Source organism: Oscillibacter sp. PC13 (assembly GCF_900115635.1).
Classification (GTDB): domain Bacteria; phylum Bacillota; class Clostridia; order Oscillospirales; family Oscillospiraceae; genus Oscillibacter.
Genome location: NZ_FOXE01000007.1, coordinates 130,535 through 153,559 on the forward strand (window position 1 = coordinate 130,535; position 23,025 = coordinate 153,559).

Annotated in this window: 24 protein-coding genes; 18 read left to right on the forward strand and 6 right to left on the reverse strand. The window is 54.2% G+C overall.

The window, feature by feature from the left end; translation table 11 throughout:
* The first annotated feature begins 133 nt into the window (after positions 1–133).
* The 9 genes from BMZ81_RS05955 (at position 134) to BMZ81_RS05995 (ending at position 7,567) form a co-directional block, all read left to right on the forward strand.
* Complete coding sequence (locus BMZ81_RS05955) at positions 134–1,420, forward strand: dihydroorotase (protein WP_091129776.1); 1,287 nt, start codon at positions 134–136, stop codon at positions 1,418–1,420.
* Positions 1,417–2,160, forward strand: a complete 744-nt coding sequence (locus BMZ81_RS05960) for a dihydroorotate dehydrogenase electron transfer subunit (protein WP_091129778.1) — start codon at positions 1,417–1,419, stop codon at positions 2,158–2,160. Before BMZ81_RS05955 ends, BMZ81_RS05960 begins: the two co-directional genes overlap by 4 nt.
* Positions 2,148–3,062 (forward strand): dihydroorotate dehydrogenase, encoded by a 915-nt coding sequence (locus tag BMZ81_RS05965; protein WP_091129780.1) that lies wholly within the window; start codon positions 2,148–2,150, stop codon positions 3,060–3,062. Before BMZ81_RS05960 ends, BMZ81_RS05965 begins: the two co-directional genes overlap by 13 nt.
* Before the next feature lie 183 nt (positions 3,063–3,245).
* The gene (gene pyrF, locus BMZ81_RS05970; protein ID WP_091129782.1) at positions 3,246–3,953 is read left to right on the forward strand and encodes an orotidine-5'-phosphate decarboxylase; all 708 of its coding nucleotides are present in this window, start codon (positions 3,246–3,248) and stop codon (positions 3,951–3,953) included.
* Positions 3,954–4,040: 87 nt separating this feature from the next.
* A complete protein-coding gene (locus tag BMZ81_RS05975) occupies positions 4,041–4,568 on the forward strand; it encodes a nitroreductase family protein (RefSeq protein ID WP_091129784.1) in 528 nt (175 codons plus the stop codon).
* A gap of 29 nt (positions 4,569–4,597) precedes the next feature.
* Entirely contained in the window at positions 4,598–5,233 is a 636-nt protein-coding gene (gene pyrE, locus BMZ81_RS05980; RefSeq protein ID WP_091129787.1) for an orotate phosphoribosyltransferase, read from the forward strand.
* 13 nt (positions 5,234–5,246) lie between these two features.
* A complete protein-coding gene (pyrB, locus tag BMZ81_RS05985) occupies positions 5,247–6,173 on the forward strand; it encodes an aspartate carbamoyltransferase (RefSeq protein WP_091129789.1) in 927 nt (308 codons plus the stop codon).
* Between the two features lie 18 nt (positions 6,174–6,191).
* The gene (locus BMZ81_RS05990) at positions 6,192–6,617 is read left to right on the forward strand and encodes an aspartate carbamoyltransferase regulatory subunit (RefSeq protein WP_091129791.1); all 426 of its coding nucleotides are present in this window, start codon (positions 6,192–6,194) and stop codon (positions 6,615–6,617) included.
* Between the two features lie 50 nt (positions 6,618–6,667).
* Positions 6,668–7,567, forward strand: coding sequence for a DMT family transporter (locus BMZ81_RS05995; RefSeq protein ID WP_091129793.1), 900 nt, complete (start codon positions 6,668–6,670; stop codon positions 7,565–7,567).
* 253 nt (positions 7,568–7,820) lie between these two features.
* Here the strand turns inward: BMZ81_RS05995 and BMZ81_RS06000 are convergent, their stop codons facing one another.
* The 3 genes from BMZ81_RS06000 to BMZ81_RS13885 all read right to left on the reverse strand — a co-directional run bounded on the left by BMZ81_RS06000 (position 7,821) and on the right by BMZ81_RS13885 (position 10,471).
* Positions 7,821–8,690 carry a radical SAM protein gene (locus BMZ81_RS06000; RefSeq protein WP_091129796.1) on the reverse strand — a complete coding sequence of 290 codons (870 nt, stop codon included), beginning with the start codon at positions 8,688–8,690 and terminating at the stop codon, positions 7,821–7,823.
* Positions 8,687–9,961 carry an aspartate aminotransferase type Ic gene (locus BMZ81_RS06005; RefSeq protein ID WP_091129798.1) on the reverse strand — a complete coding sequence of 425 codons (1,275 nt, stop codon included), beginning with the start codon at positions 9,959–9,961 and terminating at the stop codon, positions 8,687–8,689. Before BMZ81_RS06005 ends, BMZ81_RS06000 begins: the two co-directional genes overlap by 4 nt.
* 156 nt (positions 9,962–10,117) lie before the next feature.
* On the reverse strand, positions 10,118–10,471 hold the full coding sequence (locus tag BMZ81_RS13885; RefSeq protein ID WP_143072744.1) for a hypothetical protein: 354 nt from the start codon (positions 10,469–10,471) through the stop codon (positions 10,118–10,120).
* Positions 10,472–10,710: 239 nt separating this feature from the next.
* On the opposite strand from BMZ81_RS13885, the gene BMZ81_RS06010 reads away from it, so the two are divergent.
* Complete coding sequence (locus BMZ81_RS06010; RefSeq protein ID WP_091129800.1) at positions 10,711–12,066, forward strand: MATE family efflux transporter; 1,356 nt, start codon at positions 10,711–10,713, stop codon at positions 12,064–12,066.
* Between the two features lie 88 nt (positions 12,067–12,154).
* Here BMZ81_RS06010 and BMZ81_RS06015 read toward each other — a convergent pair whose 3' ends face one another.
* Complete coding sequence (locus BMZ81_RS06015) at positions 12,155–13,099, reverse strand: transketolase family protein (protein WP_091129802.1); 945 nt, start codon at positions 13,097–13,099, stop codon at positions 12,155–12,157.
* Position 13,100: 1 nt separating this feature from the next.
* Positions 13,101–13,946, reverse strand: coding sequence for a transketolase (locus tag BMZ81_RS06020; protein ID WP_091129804.1), 846 nt, complete (start codon positions 13,944–13,946; stop codon positions 13,101–13,103).
* Positions 13,947–14,261: 315 nt separating this feature from the next.
* Between BMZ81_RS06020 and BMZ81_RS06025 the strand changes: the two genes are divergently transcribed.
* From BMZ81_RS06025 to BMZ81_RS06060, 8 genes are all read left to right on the forward strand, one after another.
* Positions 14,262–14,522, forward strand: coding sequence for a hypothetical protein (locus tag BMZ81_RS06025; RefSeq protein WP_091129807.1), 261 nt, complete (start codon positions 14,262–14,264; stop codon positions 14,520–14,522).
* 81 nt (positions 14,523–14,603) lie between these two features.
* On the forward strand, positions 14,604–15,800 hold the full coding sequence (locus tag BMZ81_RS06030) for an ABC transporter substrate-binding protein (protein WP_091129810.1): 1,197 nt from the start codon (positions 14,604–14,606) through the stop codon (positions 15,798–15,800).
* Between the two features lie 179 nt (positions 15,801–15,979).
* Complete coding sequence (locus tag BMZ81_RS06035; RefSeq protein WP_091129812.1) at positions 15,980–16,906, forward strand: branched-chain amino acid ABC transporter permease; 927 nt, start codon at positions 15,980–15,982, stop codon at positions 16,904–16,906.
* 19 nt (positions 16,907–16,925) lie between these two features.
* The gene (locus tag BMZ81_RS06040) at positions 16,926–17,987 is read left to right on the forward strand and encodes a branched-chain amino acid ABC transporter permease (protein ID WP_207645611.1); all 1,062 of its coding nucleotides are present in this window, start codon (positions 16,926–16,928) and stop codon (positions 17,985–17,987) included.
* 1 nt (position 17,988) lies between these two features.
* The gene (locus tag BMZ81_RS06045) at positions 17,989–18,822 is read left to right on the forward strand and encodes an ABC transporter ATP-binding protein (RefSeq protein ID WP_091129816.1); all 834 of its coding nucleotides are present in this window, start codon (positions 17,989–17,991) and stop codon (positions 18,820–18,822) included.
* A gap of 12 nt (positions 18,823–18,834) precedes the next feature.
* On the forward strand, positions 18,835–19,536 hold the full coding sequence (locus BMZ81_RS06050; RefSeq protein ID WP_091129839.1) for an ABC transporter ATP-binding protein: 702 nt from the start codon (positions 18,835–18,837) through the stop codon (positions 19,534–19,536).
* Between the two features lie 343 nt (positions 19,537–19,879).
* A complete protein-coding gene (locus BMZ81_RS06055; RefSeq protein ID WP_091129819.1) occupies positions 19,880–20,398 on the forward strand; it encodes a transcription repressor NadR in 519 nt (172 codons plus the stop codon).
* Positions 20,399–20,495: 97 nt separating this feature from the next.
* Complete coding sequence (locus tag BMZ81_RS06060) at positions 20,496–21,590, forward strand: PTS sugar transporter subunit IIC (RefSeq protein ID WP_091129821.1); 1,095 nt, start codon at positions 20,496–20,498, stop codon at positions 21,588–21,590.
* Between the two features lie 107 nt (positions 21,591–21,697).
* Here BMZ81_RS06060 and BMZ81_RS06065 read toward each other — a convergent pair whose 3' ends face one another.
* Complete coding sequence (locus tag BMZ81_RS06065; protein ID WP_177187217.1) at positions 21,698–22,774, reverse strand: TRAP transporter substrate-binding protein; 1,077 nt, start codon at positions 22,772–22,774, stop codon at positions 21,698–21,700.
* Between the last annotated feature and the right edge of the window lie 251 nt (positions 22,775–23,025).

Below are 23,025 nucleotides of genomic sequence, written 5' to 3' on the forward strand. Positions count from 1 at the left end.
CGTTGGCGTCCTGTGCGGCGCCAACGGCCATCTTTTTGCTTTTTATCAGAACTTCCTGAAAATCCGTTGACAAGTATCACTTTCTCAGCTATTATAATATGTTGAATGAAAACTCAGTGAAAGGGGCTATACCATGAATTTGCTGCTGACCGGCGGAGCCGTTTTCCGGGATGGAAACTTCCAGCACGCAGACGTTTTGATCTGTGACGGCCGTATTGTTTCCGTTTCCCCCGCCCTTCCCCGCAGTGATGTTTCCGTAATTGAGCTGCATGATAATTTGATTACTCCAGGTTTCGTTGATGTTCACGTTCATCTTCGGGAGCCTGGTTTTTCTTATAAAGAGACGATTGCGGCCGGCACGGCTTCCGCTGCCGCCGGAGGCTATACGGCAGTATGCGCCATGCCCAATCTCAACCCCGTACCGGATACGCTGGAACACCTGCAACCGCAGCTGGATGTGATTCAACGGGACGCCAGTATTTACGTCTACCCCTACGGTGCCATTACCCGGGATGAGAAAGGTACGAATGCCGCTGACCTGGATGCGCTGGCTCCCTTTGTCTGCGGTTTTTCTGACGATGGCAGAGGCGTTCAGTCCGAGGCGCAGATGCGCTCCGCCATGGAGCATGCCAAGGTGCTGGGCAAGCCCATTGTGGCCCACTGCGAGGACGAGTCCCTGCTGGCCAAAGGCTGGTGTGTCCATGACGGCGTTTATGCCAAGGCCCACGATCTTGTCGGCAACGCCTCCGAGAGCGAGTGGCGGCAGGTGGAGAGAGACATCCGCCTGGTACGGGAGACCGGCTGCCGTTACCATGTGTGCCATGTTTCCACGAAGGAATCCGTGGCACTGGTCCGTGCCGCCAAGGCAGAGGGGCTGCCGGTCACCTGTGAAACCGGTCCCCACTATCTGGTGCTCTGCGACGAGGATCTGCAGAATGACGGACGCTTCCGCATGAATCCCCCCATCCGCTCCGCTGCTGACCGGCAGGCTTTGATTGAAGGTGTGCTGGATGGTACTGTGGACTGCATCGCTACAGACCATGCCCCTCACTCCGCCAAGGAAAAGTCCGGAGGCCTGACATGCAGCCTTAACGGAATTGTCGGCCTGGAATGTGCCTTTCCGGTGCTGTATACCCAGCTGGTGGAAACCGGCATTGTGCCGCTTCCCACGCTGCTGAATGCCCTCTGCGTCAATCCCAGGAGAATTTTTGGCCTTCCTGGCGGGAAACTTGAGTCAGGCCAGCCTGCTGACCTGACTGTGCTGGATTTGAACCGTCCTCACATCATTGACGCTGGCTCCTTCCGCTCTCTGGGACACGCCACTCCTTTTGACGGCTGGGGTGTCTCCGCCGCCGTGGCACTGACAATTTGCCGCGGAGAGATGGTCTACGCCAATTTAAGACAGGAGGACACAGAATGAAACAGTCCCTCTTTACCATGGAACACGCCCGGCAGCTGACGGAGGACACTTATGAACTGGTACTCTCCGGCGACACCTCTGCCATCACGGCCCCGGGCCAGTTTGTCAACATTCAGCTGCCCGGGAAGTTTCTCAGGCGTCCCATCTCTATCTGCAACTGGACGGACAGCGCCCTGCTGCTTCTGGTGCGGGTGGTAGGCGAGGGGACGAAGGACTTGGTCCGCTCCGTCCCCGGAGAGGAACTGGATGTGCTGTCCGGTCTCGGAAACGGCTTCGACCTCTCTCTTTCCGGAGAGCACCCCATTCTGCTGGGCGGCGGCATCGGCATCGCGCCGCTGTATGGTCTGGCCAAGCGGATGGTGGACGCCGGGGTCTCCCCCACGGTGGCCCTTGGCTTCCGCACGTGGAAGGAAGCCTTTTATCTGGAGGAATTTGCCGCCCTGGGCTGCCGGCTGCTGGTGGCCACGGAGGACGGAAGCCTTGGCATCCGCGGCTTTGTCACGGACCTTGCCGCAAATGTACCGGAGTGCGATTATGCCTTTGTCTGCGGCCCCACGCCCATGCTGAAGGCCGTCCACAATCTTTCCCAGCTCACCGGCGGCCAGTTCAGCTTTGAGGCCCGGATGGGCTGCGGCTTCGGCGCCTGTATGGGCTGCACCGTTCCTACGAGGGACGGGTATAAGCGCGTCTGCAAGGACGGCCCCATTCTCTGCAAGGAGGAGATTGTATGGCAGGACTAATGGTAAGCCTGGCCGGCGTGGAGCTGAAAAATCCGGTGATTCCCGCCTCTGGTACCTTCGGCTATGGCAGGGAGTACGGGGAGCTCTATGATTTGAACATTCTGGGCAGCTTTTCCTTCAAGGGAACCACCGGTGAGGCGCGCCTGGGCAATCCCCAGCCGCGGATTGCGGAGACAGAAGGCGGCATGCTGAATGCCGTCGGGCTCCAGAACCCCGGTGTTGACGCTGTGATTGAGCGGGAGCTTCCCAATATGGCCCGGCTGTTTCAGGGGCCGCTGATTGCCAATGTAGGTGGTTTTTCTCTGGAGGAATACGCAGAAAACTGCCGCAAGCTGGACGCCTGCCCCCAGGTGGGAATTCTGGAGGTGAACATCTCCTGTCCCAATGTCCATGCGGGCGGAAAGAACTTTGGCTGCGATCCCACCGCGGCCGCAGAGGTGACCCGGGCGGTAAAGGCCGTCACTTCCAAGCCGGTGTTCATGAAGCTGACGCCCAATGTCACAGACATCGTGGAAATTGCCAAGGCCTGTGCCGATGCAGGAGCCGACGGCATCTGCCTGATCAACACCCTGCTTGGAATGCGCATTGATTTGAAAACGAAGCGCCCTCTGCTGGCTAACCGGACCGGCGGCCTCTCCGGCCCGGCAGTGTTTCCTGTGGCACTGCGGATGGTGTGGGATGTCTATGAGGCGGTAAGGCTTCCCATCATTGGCTGTGGCGGCATATCCTCTGCCGAGGATGTATGTGAAATGATGATGGCGGGAGCCAGCGCCGTGGAAATCGGCGCCGCCAACCTGCGGGATCCCTATGCCTGTAAAACCATTGTGGAAAACCTGCCCGCTGTGTGCCGGCGGCTGGGTGTGGAAAACATCTGCGATTTAACCGGTGTCGCCCACCGCTGATCGGAGTTCTCACGAGGCGGTATTTTCTGCCGGAATTGCTGATGCTTTCCCTGTTGGTGGGCTGCACGTCCTCCTCTGGCAGCGGAGGAAACACCATGATACCGGAAGAGCTTCCGCCGCAGCGGTTTTGACAGCGGAAGAAGCCCAATATACTCTGACTTCAACAGAAAGGACTGTTTTGATATGAGTGCAAAAGATGTAATCATCGCCTTGGACTTTCCCACTAAGGAGGAAACCCTTGCATTTCTGGACAAGTTTCCCGCCGGGAAAAAGCCTTTTGTAAAAATCGGCATGGAGCTGTTTTATGCAGAGGGGCCTGATGCCGTACGGGAAATTAAGGCCAGAGGACACAAGATCTTTCTGGATCTGAAGCTCCACGATATTCCCAACACGGTAAAGAGGGCCATGGCGGTTCTCTCCCGGCTGGATGTGGACATGGTAAACCTCCATGCCGCCGGCGCCTCCGAAATGATGAGGGGTGCGCTGGAGGGACTGACCCGTCCGGACGGCACCCGTCCTCTGCTGATTGCTGTCACGCAACTGACCTCTACCGATACAGCCGTTCTGAAAAATGAGCTGCTGATTGAAACCCCCATGGCAGAAACTGTACTCTCCTATGCCAAAAATGCCGCCGACAGCGGGTTGGATGGCGTGGTCTGCTCTCCCCTGGAGGCTGCGCTTGTCAAGGAACGGTGCGGGGACGGCTTCCTCACTGTGACGCCCGGCATTCGCTTCGCGGACTCCGCCGCAGGTGATCAAAAGCGTATTATGACGCCGGAGAAGGCCGGAAGTTCCGGCTGTGATTATATCGTGGTTGGCCGTCCGATTACACAGGCGGAAAATCCCGTGGCCGCCTATCAAAGAGCCGTACACGATTTTCTAGGGTGCTGATCGCCTGACCGGTCGGGTTCACGGCCATGCCTTACCAAGGTCAAACTGCAAAGTGGGGGAACAATTATCTATAAGGAGGATTTGATTGTGGAGTTATTGGAATTGATGCAGAAGCGCCGTAGTATACGGCAATATGTACCGGGTGCCGCCGTTCCTGAGGAAACACTTCAGAAAGTTCTGCAGGCCGGCCTGCTCGCCGCCTCTGGAAAAGCCATCCGCCCGTGGGAACTGATTGTCGTGCGAAACCATGAGACCCTGCAGGCCATGTCCGGGTGCCGGGTTCCCGCCGTCAAAATGCTGCAGGGAGCGGACTGCGCCATCGTGGTGATTGCCGACGGTGAAAAGACCGATGTCTGGACGGAGGACTGTTCCGTGGTCATGGCCAACATGCACCTGATGGCTGACGCGCTGGGGCTTGGTAGCTGCTGGGTACAAGGCCGGCTGCGGCAAGCCTCCGACGGCCGCACCTCCGAAGAATTTCTCCGGGATATTCTGGGTTACCCTGAGACCTATCATCTGGAGGCCATTCTGACCCTGGGTGTCATTGAACATCACCCGCATCCGCATACACTGGAGCATCTGCTCTATGAAAAAATTCATCACGAGAAGTTTTAACCCCTGATTTTGGAAAGGAGCTTTATAACATGCATTCCGAAAACTCGATTGCCCATGACCTGCTATCCATCGGAGCTGTCTTTCTGCGTCCGGACAATCCCTTTACCTGGGCCTCCGGCATCAAAAGTCCCATCTATTGCGATAACCGGCTGACTCTGACCGCGCCCGTTGTCCGCACCCACGTGGAAGAAGGCCTGGTGGATCTCATCTGCAAGCACTACCCTGATTGCGAAGTACTGATGGGCACCTCTACCGCCGGCATCGCTCACGCCGCGATTGTGGGTCACCTCATGGGGCTGCCCATGGGTTATGTCCGCTCCGGCAGCAAGGACCACGGACGGCAAAACCGCATTGAGGGCCGGTTGGAACCCGGCCAGAAGGTTGTGGTTGTCGAAGATTTAATCTCCACTGCCGGCAGCTGCATCGAAGTGGTCGAGGCTCTGCGGGAGGCGGGCGCCGATGTGCTGGGCGTTGTGTCCATTTTCACTTACGGACTGCAAAAGGGGCTGGAACGGTTGGCTGCTGCCAATGTTGCCAACTACAGCCTCAGCAACTTTGACGCCGTCTGTGAGGTAGCCGCCGAAGAGGGTAAAATCCGCCCGGAGGATATTCAGCGCCTGAAGCAATTTCGTGCCAACCCCTCCGACGAGAGCTGGAGAGCGTGAGAAAGGAACTCTTATGTCTGAAAAACGGAATTTAATTGATATCACCGACCTGTCTGTTGCCGAGATCGGCGCTCTGATCGCAACGGCGGAGGACATTGCCGCAAATCCCGCAAAATACGAGAATGCCTGCGCCCACAAGCAACTGGCTACTCTGTTTTTTGAACCATCCACCCGGACGCGCCTCTCCTTTGAGTCCGCCATGCTGGCCCTGGGCGGCGGTGTGCTGGGTTTCTCCGAGGCCGCCAGCAGCTCCACTTCCAAGGGTGAGACCGTAGGCGACACGGTTCACACCGTCAGTTGCTATGCCGACATCATCGCCATGCGCCACCCAAAAGAGGGTGCTCCCTATGCCGCAGCCCAGTTCTCTGAGGTACCCATCATCAATGCCGGTGACGGCGGCCACAATCATCCCACCCAAACACTGACGGATCTTTTGACCATCCACCGGGAAAAGGGCCGTCTGGACAATTTCACCATTGGTTTCTGTGGTGACCTGAAGTTCGGCCGCACGGTTCACTCTCTGGTAAACGCGCTCAGCCGGCAGCACGGCGTCAAATTTGTCTTTATATCTCCGGAGGAGCTAAAGCTGCCGGATTACCTGAAGGATAATGTTCTGAAAAAGAACGGCCTGCCATACGAGGAGACTTCCAGTTTGGAGGAAGCCATACCTCAGCTGGATATCCTGTACATGACCCGTGTCCAAAAGGAACGTTTTTTCAATGAGGCCGACTACATTCGGTTGAAGGACACCTATGTTCTGGATACGGAAAAACTGGTACCGGCCAAGAAAGATCTGTGCATTCTTCATCCTCTGCCCCGTGTAAATGAAATTGCCGTGGCTGTGGATCAGGATTCCCGCGCCGCTTATTGGAAACAGGTAAAAAACGGAAAATACATTCGCATGGCGCTGATTATGAAGCTGCTGGGCATTCGCATTTGATGGAAGGGGGACTGCTTTATGAATATCGACAGCATCCAAAACGGTGTGGTTCTGGACCACATTCAAGCTGGCAAAAGTATGGATATCTACAAGTATCTGCGGCTCAGTGAGCTGGATTGTTCCGTAGCCATCATCAAAAACGTCCGCAGCGCCCGAATGGGGAAAAAAGATATCATCAAAATCGACTCTCCCATGGAGGTAGACCTGGATGTTCTGGGCTACATCGATCCCGATATCACCGTCAACATTATCCGGGACGGTGTGCGGGTAGAGAAAAAGCACCTGGAGCTTCCACAGAAGCTGGTCAATATTATCCACTGCAAAAATCCCCGCTGCATCACGGTGGCAGAGCCTCAGCTGGATGCAATTTTCCTGTTGAATGATCCGGAACGGCACACCTACCGGTGTGCATACTGCGACACAGAAAAGCGGCGGGCACTTTAATTCCGTCCCCTATCTGATGATGGGGCCGTTTTGAGAGGATGAATCTTTCCATGTCTCAGCAAACCAGCCCCTACGTATCTCGCGGCATACTCTGTACGATTGCCGGTGGCATCTGCTGGGGATTTTCCGGGGCCTGCGGCCAGTATCTCTTTTCTCATTATGGGATCAGCCCCCTTTGGCTGACCTGTGTGCGCCTTCTGGTCGGCGGCATTCTTTTGACCCTGATTGCATTTCCGCGGCATCGCGAAAAAATGCAGAATATATGGAAGCATCCGAAGGATGTCTTTTTTCTGGTTCTGTACGGTGTCTTTGGCCTGTTTATGTTCCAGTTCGCTTTTATGACAGCAGTTTCCTATTCTAATGCCGCAACCGCTACCGTGCTGCAGACATTAAATCTGGTCTTGATTATGTTATTCACTTGTTTACGGATGCGGCGGCGGCCCAACCGCTTGGAGCTTATTTCGTTGTTGTTGGCGCTGTTTGGAACGTTCCTTATCGCTACGGGCGGGGACCCTGCTCATTTGGTAATCTCCACGCGGGGGCTATTTTGGGGGTTAGCCAATGCAGTGGCGATGGCATTTTATACGCTTCTGCCCAGATCGATGCTCCCCGTCTGGGGTGCGGAGGTAATGACCGGTTATGGCATGTTAATCGGCGGAATCGTTTCCAACCTGTTCGCCCACAGTTGGGAAATTACCGTGTCGTTGCCTCTTCCGGGATGGCTGGCGGTTCTTGCCATCATCATTGTGGGAACCGTGATGTCCTTTACCCTATACACCCAAGGCGTCTCTGATATTGGCCCTGTCCGCGCTTCGATGCTTGCCTGTACAGAACCTTTGGCCGCCACTCTTTTTTCCTTTCTGTGGCTGGGCACCACTTTTTCTCCCGCGGATCTCCTTGGATTTTCCGCCATCCTTGCCATTATCTTTCTGTTGTCCAAAACGCAGTAACCATTGGTTTTGCTCAGCGGCTCCCTCTGGCACAGATCGTTTTGACCATTCTGCACCACAAACTCTCTTTTAGAGATGGCATCTTTACGTATGAATGAACGAATCGATTCCTGTAAATAGAAAAAGCGATGGGTTTCGTCTTTCAATGAAACCCATCGCTTTTTATTCTGGCTGTGCAAAAGCACCTTGCGCTGTTCAGTTTTTAACGGAACGGCACGCGCTTTGGCCTTGTCAAACGCACGTTTCGAGTCTCTTAGATCCCCCGAAATGCCTCTGGCCGCAGGCTGCTGAGATCCATTTCCGCCCGGTTAATCACCGCCATCATGGCAGCCTTATCCTGGTTCAGCGTTCCCTTCAGCGCCAGATAGTTGGATGCATGGTTCATGCGGAATACGCTGCCGGGACTGTCCAGGTGCTCCACCAGAATTCGGGTCTCATCCAACACCTGCTTCGGCTTGAGAAGCTGGAATTTGCCGTCCTGCACCCAGTCGTACAGCGGCGTTCCGTCCTCTACCATCAGTGTCAGCATTCCAATATACTCCGGGTTCATGGCGTTAAATGCTTTGGCGGTTTCAACCGCGTGACGCTCCATCAGATCCGGGCCGCCAAGGCCCGTGATGGCTGTGACGGAAAGTGCGATGCCATTCCGCCGGACTTTTTGGCCCATGGCGATAATTTCATCCGACATATGTCCCTTGCGCATCAGCTTCAAAACCTCGTCGCAGCCGGATTCCAGTCCCATATAGACCATTGTCAGTCCCTTGTCCCGCAGTGTCTGCAGTTCCTCGTCCGTGCGAATGCGGATGCTGGAAGGCGAACCGTATGTGGTAACCCGCTTGCACTCTGGAAAGAGCTTGCGGATATTGTCCAGAATGGACTCCAGTTCCGATGCCTTCCGTACCAGGGCGTCACCATCCGCCAGGAAAATTTTCTCCACTCTGGGATAGGTCTGCCGGGCCAGCCAGAAGTCTTCCAAAATCTCATCCATCGGCCGAAGTGCAAAGCGCTTTGCTTTATACATGCTGCAAAAAGCGCAGGTGTTGTGGCTGCAGCCATAGGTTACCTGCACAATCAGGCTGCGCGCCTCGGACGGCGGGCGGTATACTGCTCCCCAATATCTCATACGCCTAATACCTCCAGTGCAGACAATTTCAGGCAGGTACACAGAACCTCAATGGCCTGCTCCAGCTCCTCTACCGGCGGAAGAGAAGGTGCAATACGGATGTTGCTGTCCTCCGGATCTTTGCCATAGGGATAAGTTGCGCCGGCATTGGTCAGCGTAACGCCCGCCTCCTTGCAAAGCTCCCAAGTCCTTTTTGCCGTGCCGGGCATGGCGTACAAAGAGACGAAATACCCTCCCTTAGGCCGTTGCCACCGGGCAATGCCAAGCGGTGCGATTTCCCTTTCCAGCACATCCACCACAGCTCGGAACTTAGGTCCCAACACGGCGGCATGGCGCTTCATCAGCTCCAGCGCATGGGCTTTATTCTTCAAATACAGGACATGGCGCTGCTGGTTTACCTTGTCAAAACTGATAATCTGAACTGTCAGCAATTTTTCCATATAGGCCATATTGGCTTCCGAGCAGGCAAAGCAGGAGATACCTCCCCCAGGCAGGGTAACCTTGGAGGTAGAGGCAAACTCAAACACCATATCTTCATTGCCATACTTGGCACACTCGGACAGAATATCCGGGAACTCCACATAGTCTCCCTCAAACTCGTGGATGCAGTATGCATTGTCCCACATCAGCAGGAAATCCGGTGCTGCGGGCTTCATGGCGGCAATACGGCGGATCGTTTCAGCCGAATAAATGATGCCGTCAGGATTGGAGTACTTGGGTACATTCCACATGCCCTTTACACAGGGATCCTGAATGGCTTTTTCCACAGCATCCATATCCGGACCCTCGTCAGTCATGGGAATGGTGACCAGCTGAAAGCCAAAGGACTCCGTAACCTTAAAATGGCGGTCATATCCAGGTGACGGGCACAGGAATTTTACTACCGGCTCCTTACACCAAGGGCGGGGAGAATGCAGCATACCATGGGTGCAGGCCTTTGAAATGGTGTCGTACATCAGCTGCAGGCTGGCATTTCCGCCCACAAACACCTGTTCAGGCTGGCAGCCCAGGATTTCAGCGAACAATCGTTTGGCCGCAGGCAGGCCGCTGAGATCGCCGTAATTTCGGACGTCGATACCGTCGGACACATAGTCCTCAGGCTTATTCATGAATCCAAAAATATCAGAAACTAAGTCCAGCTGCGCCTTTCCGGGTTTGCCGCGAGCCATATTCAATTTAAGGTTTCTGGCTTTCAGTTCCTCAAATTTCTGTTGGACGCAAGCGTATTCCGCCGTGCGCTCTGCTGCGGTCATCTGGGGATATGCAGTCATTGCGTCTCCATCCTTTCTCTATTAAAATTCCAATTCTAAAATCAATTAAGTATATAGTGTTTTTACCAAAGTTTCAAGTCCTATCCGGTTGATTTCACCTGCAAAAAGAAATTCCCGCCGGCCAGCCGGCGGGAATTTCCACTTAGGTATCACCGTTTAGCAGCAGCAACTACAACTGCCTCCCGTTCCTGCGGCATCGGAATTGGCACAGGCAATGCTAGATTCGCCGGGAGTCATGGTAACACTGTAACGGATGGGGATGGACATGCAAACCCGCTGCGTAAAGGTCACAGTGCATAGGGTGCCTTCTTCGTTTGTCACACATACGGTGCTGGGGCTGCCTTGGCAAGTAAATGTCGGAGTCCCAAAAACAGCTGCGGGCGCCAGTGTAGCGACCGCTGCAACATCTACACATTGTGTAGCGGTTTTGTTGCAGCCGGTTTGGGGGCAATTCTCTTCAGACTGGTAAGGCAGAATTGGCTCATGCTCGTAAGCCTCATTAATACGCAAAGCTATTCCCTCGTTTCTTGGAAATTGTATTCCTGCAGGCATCACCTTCGGGATACACCCCATTCTATGCTGCTGGGACGCTTTCCGCACCTTGCCGCTTTTTACTGTCAACTGCCCTCTGTGGTCTTTGGTTAAATTTCATTTTAAAATCTGTTCATTTTTTACAGGTTGTGTTATAATTTTGTTAAAAATCATAAATTGCATGGGTATGTCATACGCCATGCCGTAAGAGGAACACTATGGACGAGAAGCAAGAACAGAAATTTCACCAAATGACAGAAGAGCCTGTAGGTCACCTGATTTGCCGGCTGGCCCTTCCCTGTATCATCAGCATGCTGGTTACCGCCTTTTATAATATGGCGGACACATTCTTTGTGGGAATGCTGAACAGCAACAGCGCCACCGGTGCCGTCGGCGTGGTCTTCTCCCTGATGGCTGTCACACAGGCGATTGGTTTTTTCTTTGGCCATGGAAGCGGCAATTTCATTTCCAGGGAGCTTGGAAAGCACAATTTTGAGGAGGCCTCCAATATGGCGGCCACCGGCTTTTTTTCCGCACTGGCCACCGGTCTTCTCATCTGCATCCTGGGGCAAATCTTTCTGACACCCTTGGCATATCTGCTTGGATCTACGGACACCATACTCCCCTATGCCAAGGCGTATATGCGTGTGATTCTCATCGGTACGCCGTGGATGGCTGCGTCTTTGGTGCTGAACAACCAACTGCGGTTTCAGGGCAGCGCCGTCTATGGAATGGTGGGCATTACCAGCGGAGCGGTGCTGAATATCGGTTTGGATCCGCTTTTGATTTTCGTATTTGACATGGGCATTGCCGGAGCAGCTTGGGCCACCATCATCAGCCAGTTTGTCAGCTTTCTGCTGTTGCTGATTGGGTGTACCCGGGGCGGCAACCTCCATATCCATATCTCCCGCGTCCAGATGAAGTGGTATTATTTTAGCATGATCATCAAGGGCGGATTACCTTCTCTTGCCCGGCAGGGACTGGCCTCTGTGGCCACCATTTGTCTCAATCAGGCTGCGGGACCTTTCGGCGATGCAGCCATCGCCGCCATGGGCGTGGTTCAGCGGATCATGATGTTCGGTGCCTCTGCCATGATCGGCTTTGGTCAGGGCTTCCAGCCGGTCTGCGGATTTAACTACGGTGCCCAGCTCTATCGCCGTGTGAAGCAGGGCTTTTGGTTTTGTGTGAAAACCTCCGCCGGCTTTTTACTGATAATCGCGTCTGCCGGCTTTCTGTTCGCACCACAGATCATCGCCTTGTTCCGAAATGACCCGGATGTGATTGCCTATGGTGCCGCAGCCCTGCGGTTTCAGTGTATCACCTTTGTTTTCCAGAGCTGGGTTGTTATGAGCAACATGATGCTTCAGACCATTGGCCGCACGGTGCCCGCCACATTTCTGGCCATGGCCAGGCAGGGAATTTTCTTTATTCCTCTGGTTTGGATTCTCTCCAGTGCATTTGGCATGCCCGGCATTCAGATGACACAGGCGGTTTCCGACGTTTTGACGCTAGTGTGTGCCATTCCCATTCAGCTAAAAGTTCTTGGGGATCTTGATAAAATACCGCATGGATGAAGATACCCTCATCCGTCTAAAGATGCAAAATCAGCGCCCGCTGCTCCCCAAGAGAGCAGCGGGCGCTGACGCTTCTTCCACGTCTGGGTTATCTGCCGCAGAAGTTCTTTGCCGTTTCCACAATATGCTCCGAGCTAAGGCCGAACTGCTTCAGCAGATCTGCCGCAGGGCCGGAGTGTCCATACTCGTCATTCACACCGATGCGGCGCACGGGAGTGGGGCACTTCTCACTGAGCAAGGCACATACGGCTTCGCCCAGGCCGCCGATGATGCTGTGCTCCTCACAGGTGATGATTTTTCCGCAGTCCTGCGCGGCCTTGAGCACCAGTGCTTCGTCCAGAGGTTTAATCGTGCACAGGTTGATAACCCGGGCAGAGATTCCAGCCGCAGTCAGTGCCTTGCCGGCCTCCACAGCCTCATTCACCATCAGTCCGGTAGCCAGAATGGCCACATCTGTACCATCCTGCAGCACCTCCCCCTTTCCGATCTCAAAGGTAAAGGTACCCGCATCGTGGAAAACAGGAACTGCCAGCCGGCCAAAGCGCAGGTAGACCGGCCCCTGGTAGGCATAGGCTGCCCGTACGGCGGCCCTGGCCTCCACATCATCGGAGGGGCACATCACCACCATGCCAGGAATGGACCGCATCAGTGCAAAGTCCTCGCAGCATTGGTGAGAGGCCCCGTCCTCGCCCACGGAAATACCGCCATGGGTTGCACCAATTTTTACATTCAGATGGGGATATCCTACGCTGTTGCGAATCTGCTCGAAAGCCCGGCCGGCGGCAAACATGGCAAAGCTGGACGCAAACGGCACCAGCCCCATGGTAGATGCCCCTGCTGCCGCGCCGATCATGTTGCCCTCGGCAATGCCGCAGTCAAAATGACGGTTTGGAAATGCCTTCTTAAAGGTGGCAGTTTTGGTGGCGCCCGCCAAGTCCGCGTCAAATACGATCAGATCCTCATGCTCCGCCCCCAGCTCCGCCAGTGCATTGCCATAGCTGTCCCGGGTAGCAATCTTCTTCACATCTGCCATGTTACATCCCCTCCACTTCTGCCAACTGAGCGGAAAGCTCCTTCATGGCGATTTCAAATTCTTCATCGTTCGGTGCCTTGCCGTGCCAGCCGGCCTGGTTTTCCATATAGCTGACGCCCTTGCCCTTTACCGTTTTCATCACAATGGCAAACGGCATACCCGTTGTCTCCTTCGCTTTGGCAAAAGCTGTCTCCATTTGATCAAAGTCATGGCCGTCAATTTCTGCCACCCCAAAGCCAAATGACCGCAGTTTCTCCGGAATGGGATACGGGTTCATGACGTCTGCTACATTGCCGTCAATCTGAAGGCCGTTGTTATCAATGATGACGCACAGATTGTCCAGCTTGTAGTGGTTCGCAAACATCAATGCCTCCCATACCTGGCCCTCCTGAATTTCACCATCACCCAGCAGTGCATATACCCGACAGCTCTTCCCCTGATACTTGGCTGCCAGCGCCATGCCGACTGCCGTGGAAATTCCCTGGCCAAGGGAGCCGGTGGACATATCCACCCCCGGAGTCAGATTCATGTTAGGGTGGCCCTGAAGATAACTGCCGATATGCCGCAGGGTCAGCAGATCCTTCTCCGGGAAAAACCCGCGCAGGGCCAAGGCCGCATACAGTCCAGGGGCCGTATGACCCTTGGACAGAACAAACCGGTCCCGATCCTCCCACTGTGGGTTTTGGGGATCGACATGCAGTTCTCTAAAATACAGATACGTAAACAGGTCTGCCGCAGACAAACTGCCGCCCGGGTGTCCGGCTTTGGCCGCATGAACCCCCTCGACGGCACCCATCCGCACTTTGCAGGCTGTCGCCATCAGTTGTTTTTTCTCACTCGTTGTCATAAACGTCCTCCATTTCCGGTTCAGGACCGAAGATAGTCATAGTTTGTATTATATGCCCACCTTTCTAAAAACACAATAGGAAACCGGTCCCCGGTACAGCGGATCCCTGCTTTCAAAAGCAGTATCGTGCAGGCTTTTCCATGTTTTCTGCCGTACTGCTCCCGCCCCATTTGTGCATCACGTATAGAAATGCGGTAGTTTTTTTCCTTTTTCTGTTTATTTAAGCACCAAATTACCGATTGACTTTGCCGCTTTGGTCCGCTAAAATATAGACAATTGAAGTGCACACGAATTTTTGAGAGAGGAGTTGCTGTTATGACCGGTTTTGAAAGCAATCAGTCTATGATGTATTGTGCGTCTGCCAGTCATGCAGAGGCTTCTTCTTTCTGCGCGAATTTTGCTTCTGCCAACTTCATTTCTCTGATTCTGGACGCCATTGTGGCGTCCATTATTATTTGCGTCCTGTTGGGCTTAGTATCCGTTCTGGCTTTGGTACTTTCCCTGCTGGTACTGGTACAGCTGAATCTGCTGGTATGCAGAAAAATAAAAATGCCTAAGATGCGAATGTGCGCGTAACTGTGATACAGGAAAGCGGCTCCGCTCTGACGGCGGGGCCGCTTTTTGTATAAAAACTCTTATCAAAGAAGGAGAACTACGATGAAGAAGAAGTTAATCAGTCTCATGCTGGCTTTTGCCATGGCACTGTCCCTGGCTGCCTGCGGCAGTGACAGCGGCAGCACCAGTGCCCCTGCCGACTCCGGCGATACTGCCGACAAAAGCGCAACCGATGCGGCCGTTTTCAAGTTGGGCGGTACCGGTCCTCTGACCGGTGGAGCCGCTATCTACGGCACCGCTGCCAAAAACGGTGCTCAAATCGCCGTGGATGAAATCAACGCCAGCGACAGCACCATCAAGTTTGAACTGAAGTACGAGGATGATACCCATGATGCCGAGAAGGCCGTCAACGCATACAATGCACTGAAGGACTGGGGCATGCAGATCTCCCTTGGTTCCGTTACCTCCAAGCCCTGCGAGGCAACCTCTGCTGAGACCTATGCCGATCGCATTTTCGCCCTGACGCCCTCCGCTTCCTCCACTGCCACTACCGAGGGGAAGGACAACATGTTCCAGATGTGCTTCATGGACCCCAACCAGGGTTCTGCCTCTGCCCAGTACATTGCCGACAAGGCACTGGGCACCAAGATCGCCATTATCTGGAAGAACGATGACGTATACTCCAAGGGCATCCATGACACCTTTGTTGAAAAGGCCGCCGAGCTGAATCTGGCGGTTGTCTCCGACACTACCTTCGCTGACGGCAACGATACCGACTTCTCTGTCCAGCTGGCAGATGCCCAGACCAACGGTGCCGATCTGGTATTCCTGCCCATGTACTATCAGCCCGCTTCTTTGATCTTTGCTCAGGCAAACTCCATGGGCTATGCGCCCACATGGTTTGGCGTGGACGGCATGGACGGCATTTTGACCATGGAGGGTTTTGATTCCTCTCTGGCTGAAGGCGTCATGCTTTTGACCCCCTTCAACGCCGATGCCACTGATGAAAAGACCGCTGCTTTCGTCGCAGAGTATCAAAACCGCTTCGGCGAGGTTCCCAACCAGTTTGCTGCCGACGCCTATGACTGTGTCTACGCCTACAAGCAGGCTTTGGAAGCTGCCGGCGCCACTCCCGATATGAGTGCTGAGGAACTGTGCGATCTGATGATCGAGCAGTTCACCTCCATGACCTTCGACGGTCTCACCGGCGCCGGCATGACCTGGGATGCCAGCGGCGCTGTCTCCAAGAGCCCCAAGGGAATGGTCATTGAGAACGGCGGCTATGTCGGTCTCGACTAATTAAAACATCGCATTTCCCGGAAGGGGCATGGGAGATATCTTCTCCCGTGCCCCGGCACCGGGCGATCAGTGCGTATCTGAAAAGCGCCGGCATTGGACCGGTACTTTTCAGATACGCTCTGGCCCGTTTATGGGACTCGCTACCCTCACTTCCAAATTTGAACTCAAGAGGTGTGTCAATGACTTTCTTAAACTTTTTAATCAGCGGAATCAGTCTGGGCAGCATCTACGCCATCATTGCATTGGGCTATACCATGGTTTACGGCATTGCCAAGATGCTGAACTTCGCCCATGGTGATGTCATCATGGTGGGCGCTTACATCTGTTTTTTCGCCATCTCCCGCTTCTCTCTTCCGCCTCTGGTTGGAATTCTCCTGGCCATGCTGCTGTGCACTGTTCTGGGAATCGTGGTGGAGCGTCTGGCCTATAAGCCGCTGCGTTCCGCCCCCTCCTTGGCCGTGCTGATTACCGCCATCGGTGTCAGCTATTTCCTGCAGAATGCGGCGCTGCTTTTGTGGTCCTCCAGCCCCAAGGTCTTCCCCAATTTCTTTACGGTTACACAGAGCCCCGCACCCGACGGCACTGCCGAACAAACGGTCCGCACCGGAATTGAGCTGTTCGGCGGGCAGCTGAAAATTTCTTTTGTCACCATCGTCACCATCGCTACCTGTATCATCATCATGCTGGCGCTGACCTGGTTCACCGGCCGCACAAAAATGGGTAAGGCTATGCGAGCCTGCTCCGAAGACAAGGGTGCGGCCCAACTGATGGGCATCAACGTTGACGCCACCATCTCTATGACCTTTGCCATCGGATCCGGCCTTGCTGCCATTGCTGGTGTGCTGCTGTGCTCCGCCTATCCTACCCTTGTTCCCACCACTGGCTCCATGCCCGGCATCAAGGCTTTTACGGCGGCAGTATTCGGCGGTATCGGCTCCATCCCCGGCGCCCTGCTGGGCGGCTTGCTGCTGGGGCTGATTGAGATTCTTGCCAAGGCATATATCTCTACACAACTGTCCGACGCAGTTGTGTTTGCCGTGCTGATTGTGGTGCTGCTGGTCAAGCCTGCGGGCCTTCTGGGCAAGCAGGTCCGCGAAAAAGTGTAAGGAGGATGCGAAGATGACAATGAAACTCAAAAAGCTGAGCAAAACCTCCCGCCGGAATTATCTGACCTATGCGCTGGTGATTTTGGCCTTTGTGCTTCTCCAGATTCTAAGCGGCACCGGTTCCATCAGCTCCTCTCTGAAGGGCATGCTGGTTCCTATCTGTGCCTATGTGGTCATGGCAATCTCACTGAACCTAACGGTCGGTGTGCTGGGTGAGCTGTCCCTGGGTCATGCGGGCTTTATGAGCATGGGCGCTTTCACCGGTACCGCGGCAGCCATTGCTTTGCAGAATGTGATTCCGATTGCACCACTGCGGCTCGCTGTTGCCATGGCCATTGGCGCTGCCTTTGCAGCCCTTGCCGGTTTTCTCATCGGCATTCCGGTTCTGCGGCTGAAAGGCGACTATCTGGCCATCGTCACACTGGCCTTTGGTGAAATCATCAAAAGTATTTTCAACAATCTCTATGTGGGCATGGACAGTGAAGGCCTGCACTTTAGTCTCTTGAGCGACAACACCAACCTGCTTGACGGCGGTAAATTGATTATTGGAGGCCCCATGGGTATTGGCGGCATTCAGAAGATCTCCACCTTTGCTGCCGGCTTTATTTTGGTGATGCTGACGTTGATGATTGTGTTCAACCTTGTCAACAGCCGGGCTGGCCGGGCCATCATGGCCGTCCGCGACAATCGCATTGCGGCAGAGAGCATCGGCGTGAACATCACCAAGTATAAGATGATGGCCTTTGTTACCTCCGCCGCCTTGGCGGGTGCCGCCGGTTCCCTTTTCGCCATGAATTACTCCACCATTGTCGCCAACAAGTTCGATTTCAACACCTCCATTCTGGTGCTGGTGTTTGTGGTGCTGGGCGGCCTCGGCAATATGCTGGGCTCCATCGTTGCGGCCGCGGCCCTCACCATTCTCCCGGAGGCCCTGCGCCAGTTCTCCGACTATCGGATGCTCGTCTATGCCATCGTGCTGATTCTGGTGATGCTGGCTACCAACAATCCCACCCTGCGGTCTTATCTGGACCGGGCCAAGGCCGCCGTCACCGGCAAGGGACGCAAAAAGGAGGCTGTCTGACATGTTTTCCAAACTGGTTCCCGTCCCCTCCGGAAGCATGATTCCGGACCGGGACATTGACAAAAAGCCCATTCTGGAGTGCATCAATCTCGGCATTACCTTCGGCGGTTTAAAGGCTGTAGAGGACTTCAACCTGACGATTGGCCGCACGGAGATTGCCGGTCTCATCGGCCCCAACGGCGCCGGCAAAACCACAGTGTTCAATCTGCTGACCAAGGTCTATCAGCCCACCAAGGGCACCATTCTTCTGGACGGGCAGGACACGCACGGCATGGACACCATCCATGTAAACCGGGCGGGTATCGCCCGGACCTTCCAGAACATCCGCCTGTTTGATAAGCTGACGGTAGAGGAAAACGTAAAGGTCGGCATGGACACCCAGATGCACTACAGTATGTGGGACGGCATTTTCCGTCTGCCCGGCTACTGGAAAGAGGAAAAGACCGCCCATGAGCGTGCTCTGGAGCTGCTGTCCATCTTTGATATGCAGGATTTGGCACATGTACGGGCCGGTTCCCTGCCCTACGGTGCCCAGCGCCGGCTGGAAATCGTCCGGGCGCTGGCCACAAACCCCTCTCTCCTGCTGCTGGACGAACCCGCGGCGGGCATGAACCCCTCGGAAACAGCCGAGCTGATGGAGAACATCCGGAAAATCCGGGACACCTTCCAGATCGCCGTGCTGCTGATTGAGCACGATATGAATCTGGTGATGAACATCTGCGAGGGCATCTGCGTGCTGAACTTCGGCCGCGTCATCGCCAAGGGCAGTCCGGCGGACATCCAGTCCAACCCGGCGGTCATTGAGGCATATCTCGGCAAGCAGAAGGAGGCGTGATCCATGGAACCGATTTTAAAAGTTGACGACATTAACGTCTATTATGGCAGCATTCACGCGATCAAGGGAATTTCCTTTGAGGTCAACCAGGGTGAAATTGTTACCTTGATTGGTGCCAATGGCGCTGGAAAATCCACCACATTGAACACCATCTCCGGGCTGCTTCACAGCAAAACCGGCTCCGTCTCGTTCATGGGAGAAAACCTGGGGAAAATCTCTCCTCACAAAATCGTGGCGAAAGGCTTGGCCATGGTGCCTGAGGGCCGCCGGGTCTTTTTGCAGATGACCGTACAGGAGAATCTTGAAATGGGTGCTTATACCCAACCCGGATCCGGTGTGGATGCGGATTTGGAAAAAGTCTACCAGCAGTTTCCCCGCCTGAAGGAGCGGTACCGCCAGATCGCCGGTACCTTGTCCGGCGGCGAGCAGCAGATGTTGGCCATGGGACGGGCACTGATGAGCCATCCCAAGCTATTGATGCTGGACGAACCGTCTATGGGTCTTGCCCCCATCTTGGTGGAGCAGATTTTTGAGATCATTCAAAAACTCCATCAAAGTGGAACCACCATTCTGTTGGTCGAGCAGAACGCCCAGGCTGCACTGTCTGTCGCCAACCGCGGCTATGTTCTGGAGACCGGTAAGGTGGTTACTACCGGCACCGGAACCGAGCTTTTGGCATCTCCCGCTATTAAGAAGGCATATTTAGGCGGATAAGCTGTCCACTCAACGCCTATCGCAGAGATAGGCGCCGCATCGCTCCATATGGGAAACTCTATATTTAGAGTAAAAGGACCGCCCAGTGGGCGGTCCTTTTATACGGACATTTTCCCTCTTTTTTATTGCAATCCGCTTTTAATATGATATACTGCTGTCATGACAGGCTGCTGCAAAACGGACTGCTGGTGGTCTATGACCCCGTACAATTTTTTGTCAAAATAGTCCATGCTACGGTTCTCCAGCGCAGCTGCCGATTGCATGCCGGCGCTGCGCTTCTCTTTTGACAGCGCACATCACACCTTCCGGCAGATGCCTGATTATGAAAGGATAGACATCCGAAATGTATGCAAAAGAACGCCGTCAGGCAATCCAGACAATTTTACAAAAATCATCGCCCCAGCCTGTCAGCGCCACAGCATTGGCCCAGCAGCTCTCTGTCAGCAGACAAATTATTGTGGGGGACATCGCGCTTCTCAGGGCGGCTGGCGCTGATATCTCTGCCACGCCCAGGGGATATGTGATTCTCCCCGCTTCCAGTGGCTTTATTCGCCAAATCGCCGTGCAGCATAGTGCGGCACAAATGGAGACAGAGCTGAATGCCATTGTTGACCAGGGCTGTACTGTTGTGGATGTGATTGTGGAGCATCCCATCTACGGACAGTTGACCGGCCCTCTGCAGCTTTCTAACCGTTATGAGGTGGAACAGTTCATTGCCCGCTGCCGGAAGGCTGACGCACTTCCTTTGTCTGAACTAACGGAGGGCATTCATCTCCACACGCTCTCCTGTTCCAATGAGGATGTCTACCGTCGGGTCTGTTTACAGCTGCGTCAGTTAGGCATTTTATTAGAATCTATATAAAGGGTTGACAAATTCTGATGCAGCAGGTAAGATGTAATTTACAGGTGTCAAGACACCTGTAAATTACATCTTATTACATATGAAGCAGGTGTTACCAATGGAAAAAGTCAAGGAATTTCTACGGCGGAAAGACATTGTGATTTCTGCCCGGCGCTATGGTATTGATGCACTGGGCGCCATGGCGCAAGGGCTATTTTGCTCCCTGTTAATCGGCACTATCATCAATACCATCGGCACGCAGTTCCATATTGCATTTTTAACGCAGACTGTTGCAACGGTGGGCGGCGCTGAATACACAGTAGGCGGCTTGGCCTCAGCCATGAGCGGTCCCGCTATGGCCATCGCTATTGGTTACGCCTTGCATTGTCCGCCGCTGGTGTTATTTTCCCTGACAGCGGTTGGCTTTGCTTCAAATGCACTAGGAGGCGCCGGCGGGCCTTTGGCTGTATTGTTTATTGCAATTCTCTCTGCTGAGATTGGCAAGGCAGTTTCCAAAGAGACAAAGGTAGATATTTTGGTAACCCCTTTCATCACCATTCTAGTGGGAGTATTGCTCTCTGCTGCCATCGCTCCTCCCATTGGTGCTGCAGCAAGTTCCCTTGGACAGATTATTATGTGGGCCACAGAACTGCAGCCTTTCCTGATGGGTATTCTCGTCTCTGTGATTGTGGGGATTGCCCTGACCTTGCCCATCTCCTCGGCGGCTATCTGCGCCGCATTAGGGCTGACGGGCTTTGCAGGAGGTGCCGCGGTAGCTGGCTGCTGCGCCCAGATGGTCGGTTTTGCTGTTATGAGCTTCAGGGAAAATCGCTGGGGCGGTCTTGTTTCTCAAGGCATCGGCACCTCGATGCTGCAAATGCCAAACATTGTCCGGAATCCGCGAATCTGGATTGCTCCTACAGTTACCTCTGCCATTACAGGGCCAATTGCCACCTGCCTTTTTAAGCTGCAGATGAATGGTCCACCAGTTTCCTCCGGCATGGGTACATGCGGCTTAGTCGGACAAATCGGCGTCTACACAGGCTGGATAAACGACATCGCTGCCGGAAACAAAGAAGCAATCACCGCAATGGATTGGATCGGTTTGATTCTGGTTTGCTTTGTCCTCCCCGCAATTCTCGCCCCTCTAATCAACCACTTCTGCCGGAAAGCCGGCTGGGTAAAAGATAGGGATTTGACCTTGGCTGAATAAACAAACAATAAACGTACACCGGCCGCTCCTTCGAGCGGCCGGTGTACGTTTTATAGGAAGTAAGAATTGAATCAGTTTCGCAGGACCCACACATGCAAGGTTATAATTTACTGCTGAGCGTCGATAAGACTCTGCACGAAGTCAGAACCAATCTTGGGAGCATACTCATCGTACACGGGCTGAGCAGCCTCTCTGAACGCCATACGCTCTTCAACAGTCAGCTCAATGATCTCGGTCTTGCCAGCGTCAATGATCTTCTGCTTGCATTCCTTATTCTGAGCATCGACCATTTCCCACTCGTCCATGACCATGCCCTCGCAAACCTCGGTCAGAGCCTGCTGATACTCAGCGGACAGGGACTCATAAGCGGTCTTGGAAACCAGCAGGGGGATAACATCAAAGATGTGTGCAGTCTCGATGACATAACCCTGTACCTCGTGCATGCCCTGGGTATAGATGTTCAGGTACGGGTTCTCCTGGCCATCGATAGCACCCTGCTGCAGGGCAGTGAAGACCTCAGAGAAAGCCATGGGAACAGCGTTTGCGCCGAGAGCATTAAAATGTGCCATGTGGAGCTCACTCTCCATGGTTCTGATCTTCAGGCCCTTCATATCGGCAGGAGTATGGACGGGAGTCTTTGTGGTGGTGAGATGACGGCTGCCCTGATACCAAGAGCCCATCCAAAGGAATCCGGCCTCTGCCAGCTCATCTTTGATTGGTGTCATGATATCAGTGTTCAGAACTTTATCAGCAACGTCAAAGTTGGAAACGTCCTCAATCAGGTAGGGCAGTTCCAAGGCGGACACGCTGGTGGAGTAGCCGCCCAACATACCAACGTTGGGGATGGACATCTCAATCGTACCGAACTGCATGCCTTCCAGAGCCTCACGGTTACCGCCCAGCTGAGAGTTGGGGTAAACCTCGATGACAAAATTGCCATCAGTTGCTTCAGAAAGTCTTTCGGAAAGCAGCAGGGCTGCGTCATTCACTGCCGTGGTATCCGCGCAGGTATGGGCGAGCTTCCAAACAATCTTCTCACCGGTTGCTGCTGCATCGCCGCTCTGTGCAGCGTCACCGCTGCTGTCTGCGGGAGTTTTCGCCGTGTCGCCGCCACCGCAAGCCACCAGTGACAGTGTCAGTGCACAAGCCATCAGTGCACAAGCCAGCATTTTCCATCTTTTCATACAATGTGCCTCCTCATAGTTTTTGATTTGGTCGCCAAGCTTCCTCTGTTTTTGCATGGATATTGCGCATGTGTGTTTCTGTGAATCTAAAAACTGATTTCAAAAAACGTAGTAACCGGCCATCCAAACGGCTTAAGCCGCATAGAAAGCCTCAATTTACTTCTTAGGGTCTTCCACCTTTTCGGTGATGCCGGCAATGTCAGCCGCCAGCTCCGCATACTTTTCATACGGTGTCGTTGCACGAATGACCA

Bases quoted from the DNA above. Each gene is read 5' to 3' on its own strand.
- BMZ81_RS05990 (WP_091129791.1), top strand. From the start codon at position 6,192: ATGAATATCGACAGCATCCAAAACGGTGTGGTTCTGGACCACATTCAA.
- pyrE (WP_091129787.1), top strand. From the start codon at position 4,598: ATGCATTCCGAAAACTCGATTGCCCATGACCTGCTATCCATCGGAGCT.
- BMZ81_RS06040 (WP_207645611.1), top strand. From the start codon at position 16,926: ATGAAACTCAAAAAGCTGAGCAAAACCTCCCGCCGGAATTATCTGACC.
- BMZ81_RS06020 (WP_091129804.1), bottom strand. From the start codon at position 13,946: ATGACAACGAGTGAGAAAAAACAACTGATGGCGACAGCCTGCAAAGTG.
- BMZ81_RS06000 (WP_091129796.1), bottom strand. From the start codon at position 8,690: ATGAGATATTGGGGAGCAGTATACCGCCCGCCGTCCGAGGCGCGCAGC.
- BMZ81_RS05965 (WP_091129780.1), top strand. From the start codon at position 2,148: ATGGCAGGACTAATGGTAAGCCTGGCCGGCGTGGAGCTGAAAAATCCG.
- pyrB (WP_091129789.1), top strand. From the start codon at position 5,247: ATGTCTGAAAAACGGAATTTAATTGATATCACCGACCTGTCTGTTGCC.
- pyrF (WP_091129782.1), top strand. From the start codon at position 3,246: ATGAGTGCAAAAGATGTAATCATCGCCTTGGACTTTCCCACTAAGGAG.
- BMZ81_RS06045 (WP_091129816.1), top strand. From the start codon at position 17,989: ATGTTTTCCAAACTGGTTCCCGTCCCCTCCGGAAGCATGATTCCGGAC.
- BMZ81_RS06030 (WP_091129810.1), top strand. From the start codon at position 14,604: ATGAAGAAGAAGTTAATCAGTCTCATGCTGGCTTTTGCCATGGCACTG.
- BMZ81_RS06035 (WP_091129812.1), top strand. From the start codon at position 15,980: ATGACTTTCTTAAACTTTTTAATCAGCGGAATCAGTCTGGGCAGCATC.
- BMZ81_RS05955 (WP_091129776.1), top strand. From the start codon at position 134: ATGAATTTGCTGCTGACCGGCGGAGCCGTTTTCCGGGATGGAAACTTC.
- BMZ81_RS05960 (WP_091129778.1), top strand. From the start codon at position 1,417: ATGAAACAGTCCCTCTTTACCATGGAACACGCCCGGCAGCTGACGGAG.
- BMZ81_RS06060 (WP_091129821.1), top strand. From the start codon at position 20,496: ATGGAAAAAGTCAAGGAATTTCTACGGCGGAAAGACATTGTGATTTCT.
- BMZ81_RS06015 (WP_091129802.1), bottom strand. From the start codon at position 13,099: ATGGCAGATGTGAAGAAGATTGCTACCCGGGACAGCTATGGCAATGCA.
- BMZ81_RS06065 (WP_177187217.1), bottom strand. From the start codon at position 22,774: ATGAAAAGATGGAAAATGCTGGCTTGTGCACTGATGGCTTGTGCACTG.
- BMZ81_RS06025 (WP_091129807.1), top strand. From the start codon at position 14,262: ATGACCGGTTTTGAAAGCAATCAGTCTATGATGTATTGTGCGTCTGCC.
- BMZ81_RS06055 (WP_091129819.1), top strand. From the start codon at position 19,880: ATGTATGCAAAAGAACGCCGTCAGGCAATCCAGACAATTTTACAAAAA.
- BMZ81_RS05995 (WP_091129793.1), top strand. From the start codon at position 6,668: ATGTCTCAGCAAACCAGCCCCTACGTATCTCGCGGCATACTCTGTACG.
- BMZ81_RS06005 (WP_091129798.1), bottom strand. From the start codon at position 9,961: ATGACTGCATATCCCCAGATGACCGCAGCAGAGCGCACGGCGGAATAC.
- BMZ81_RS06010 (WP_091129800.1), top strand. From the start codon at position 10,711: ATGGACGAGAAGCAAGAACAGAAATTTCACCAAATGACAGAAGAGCCT.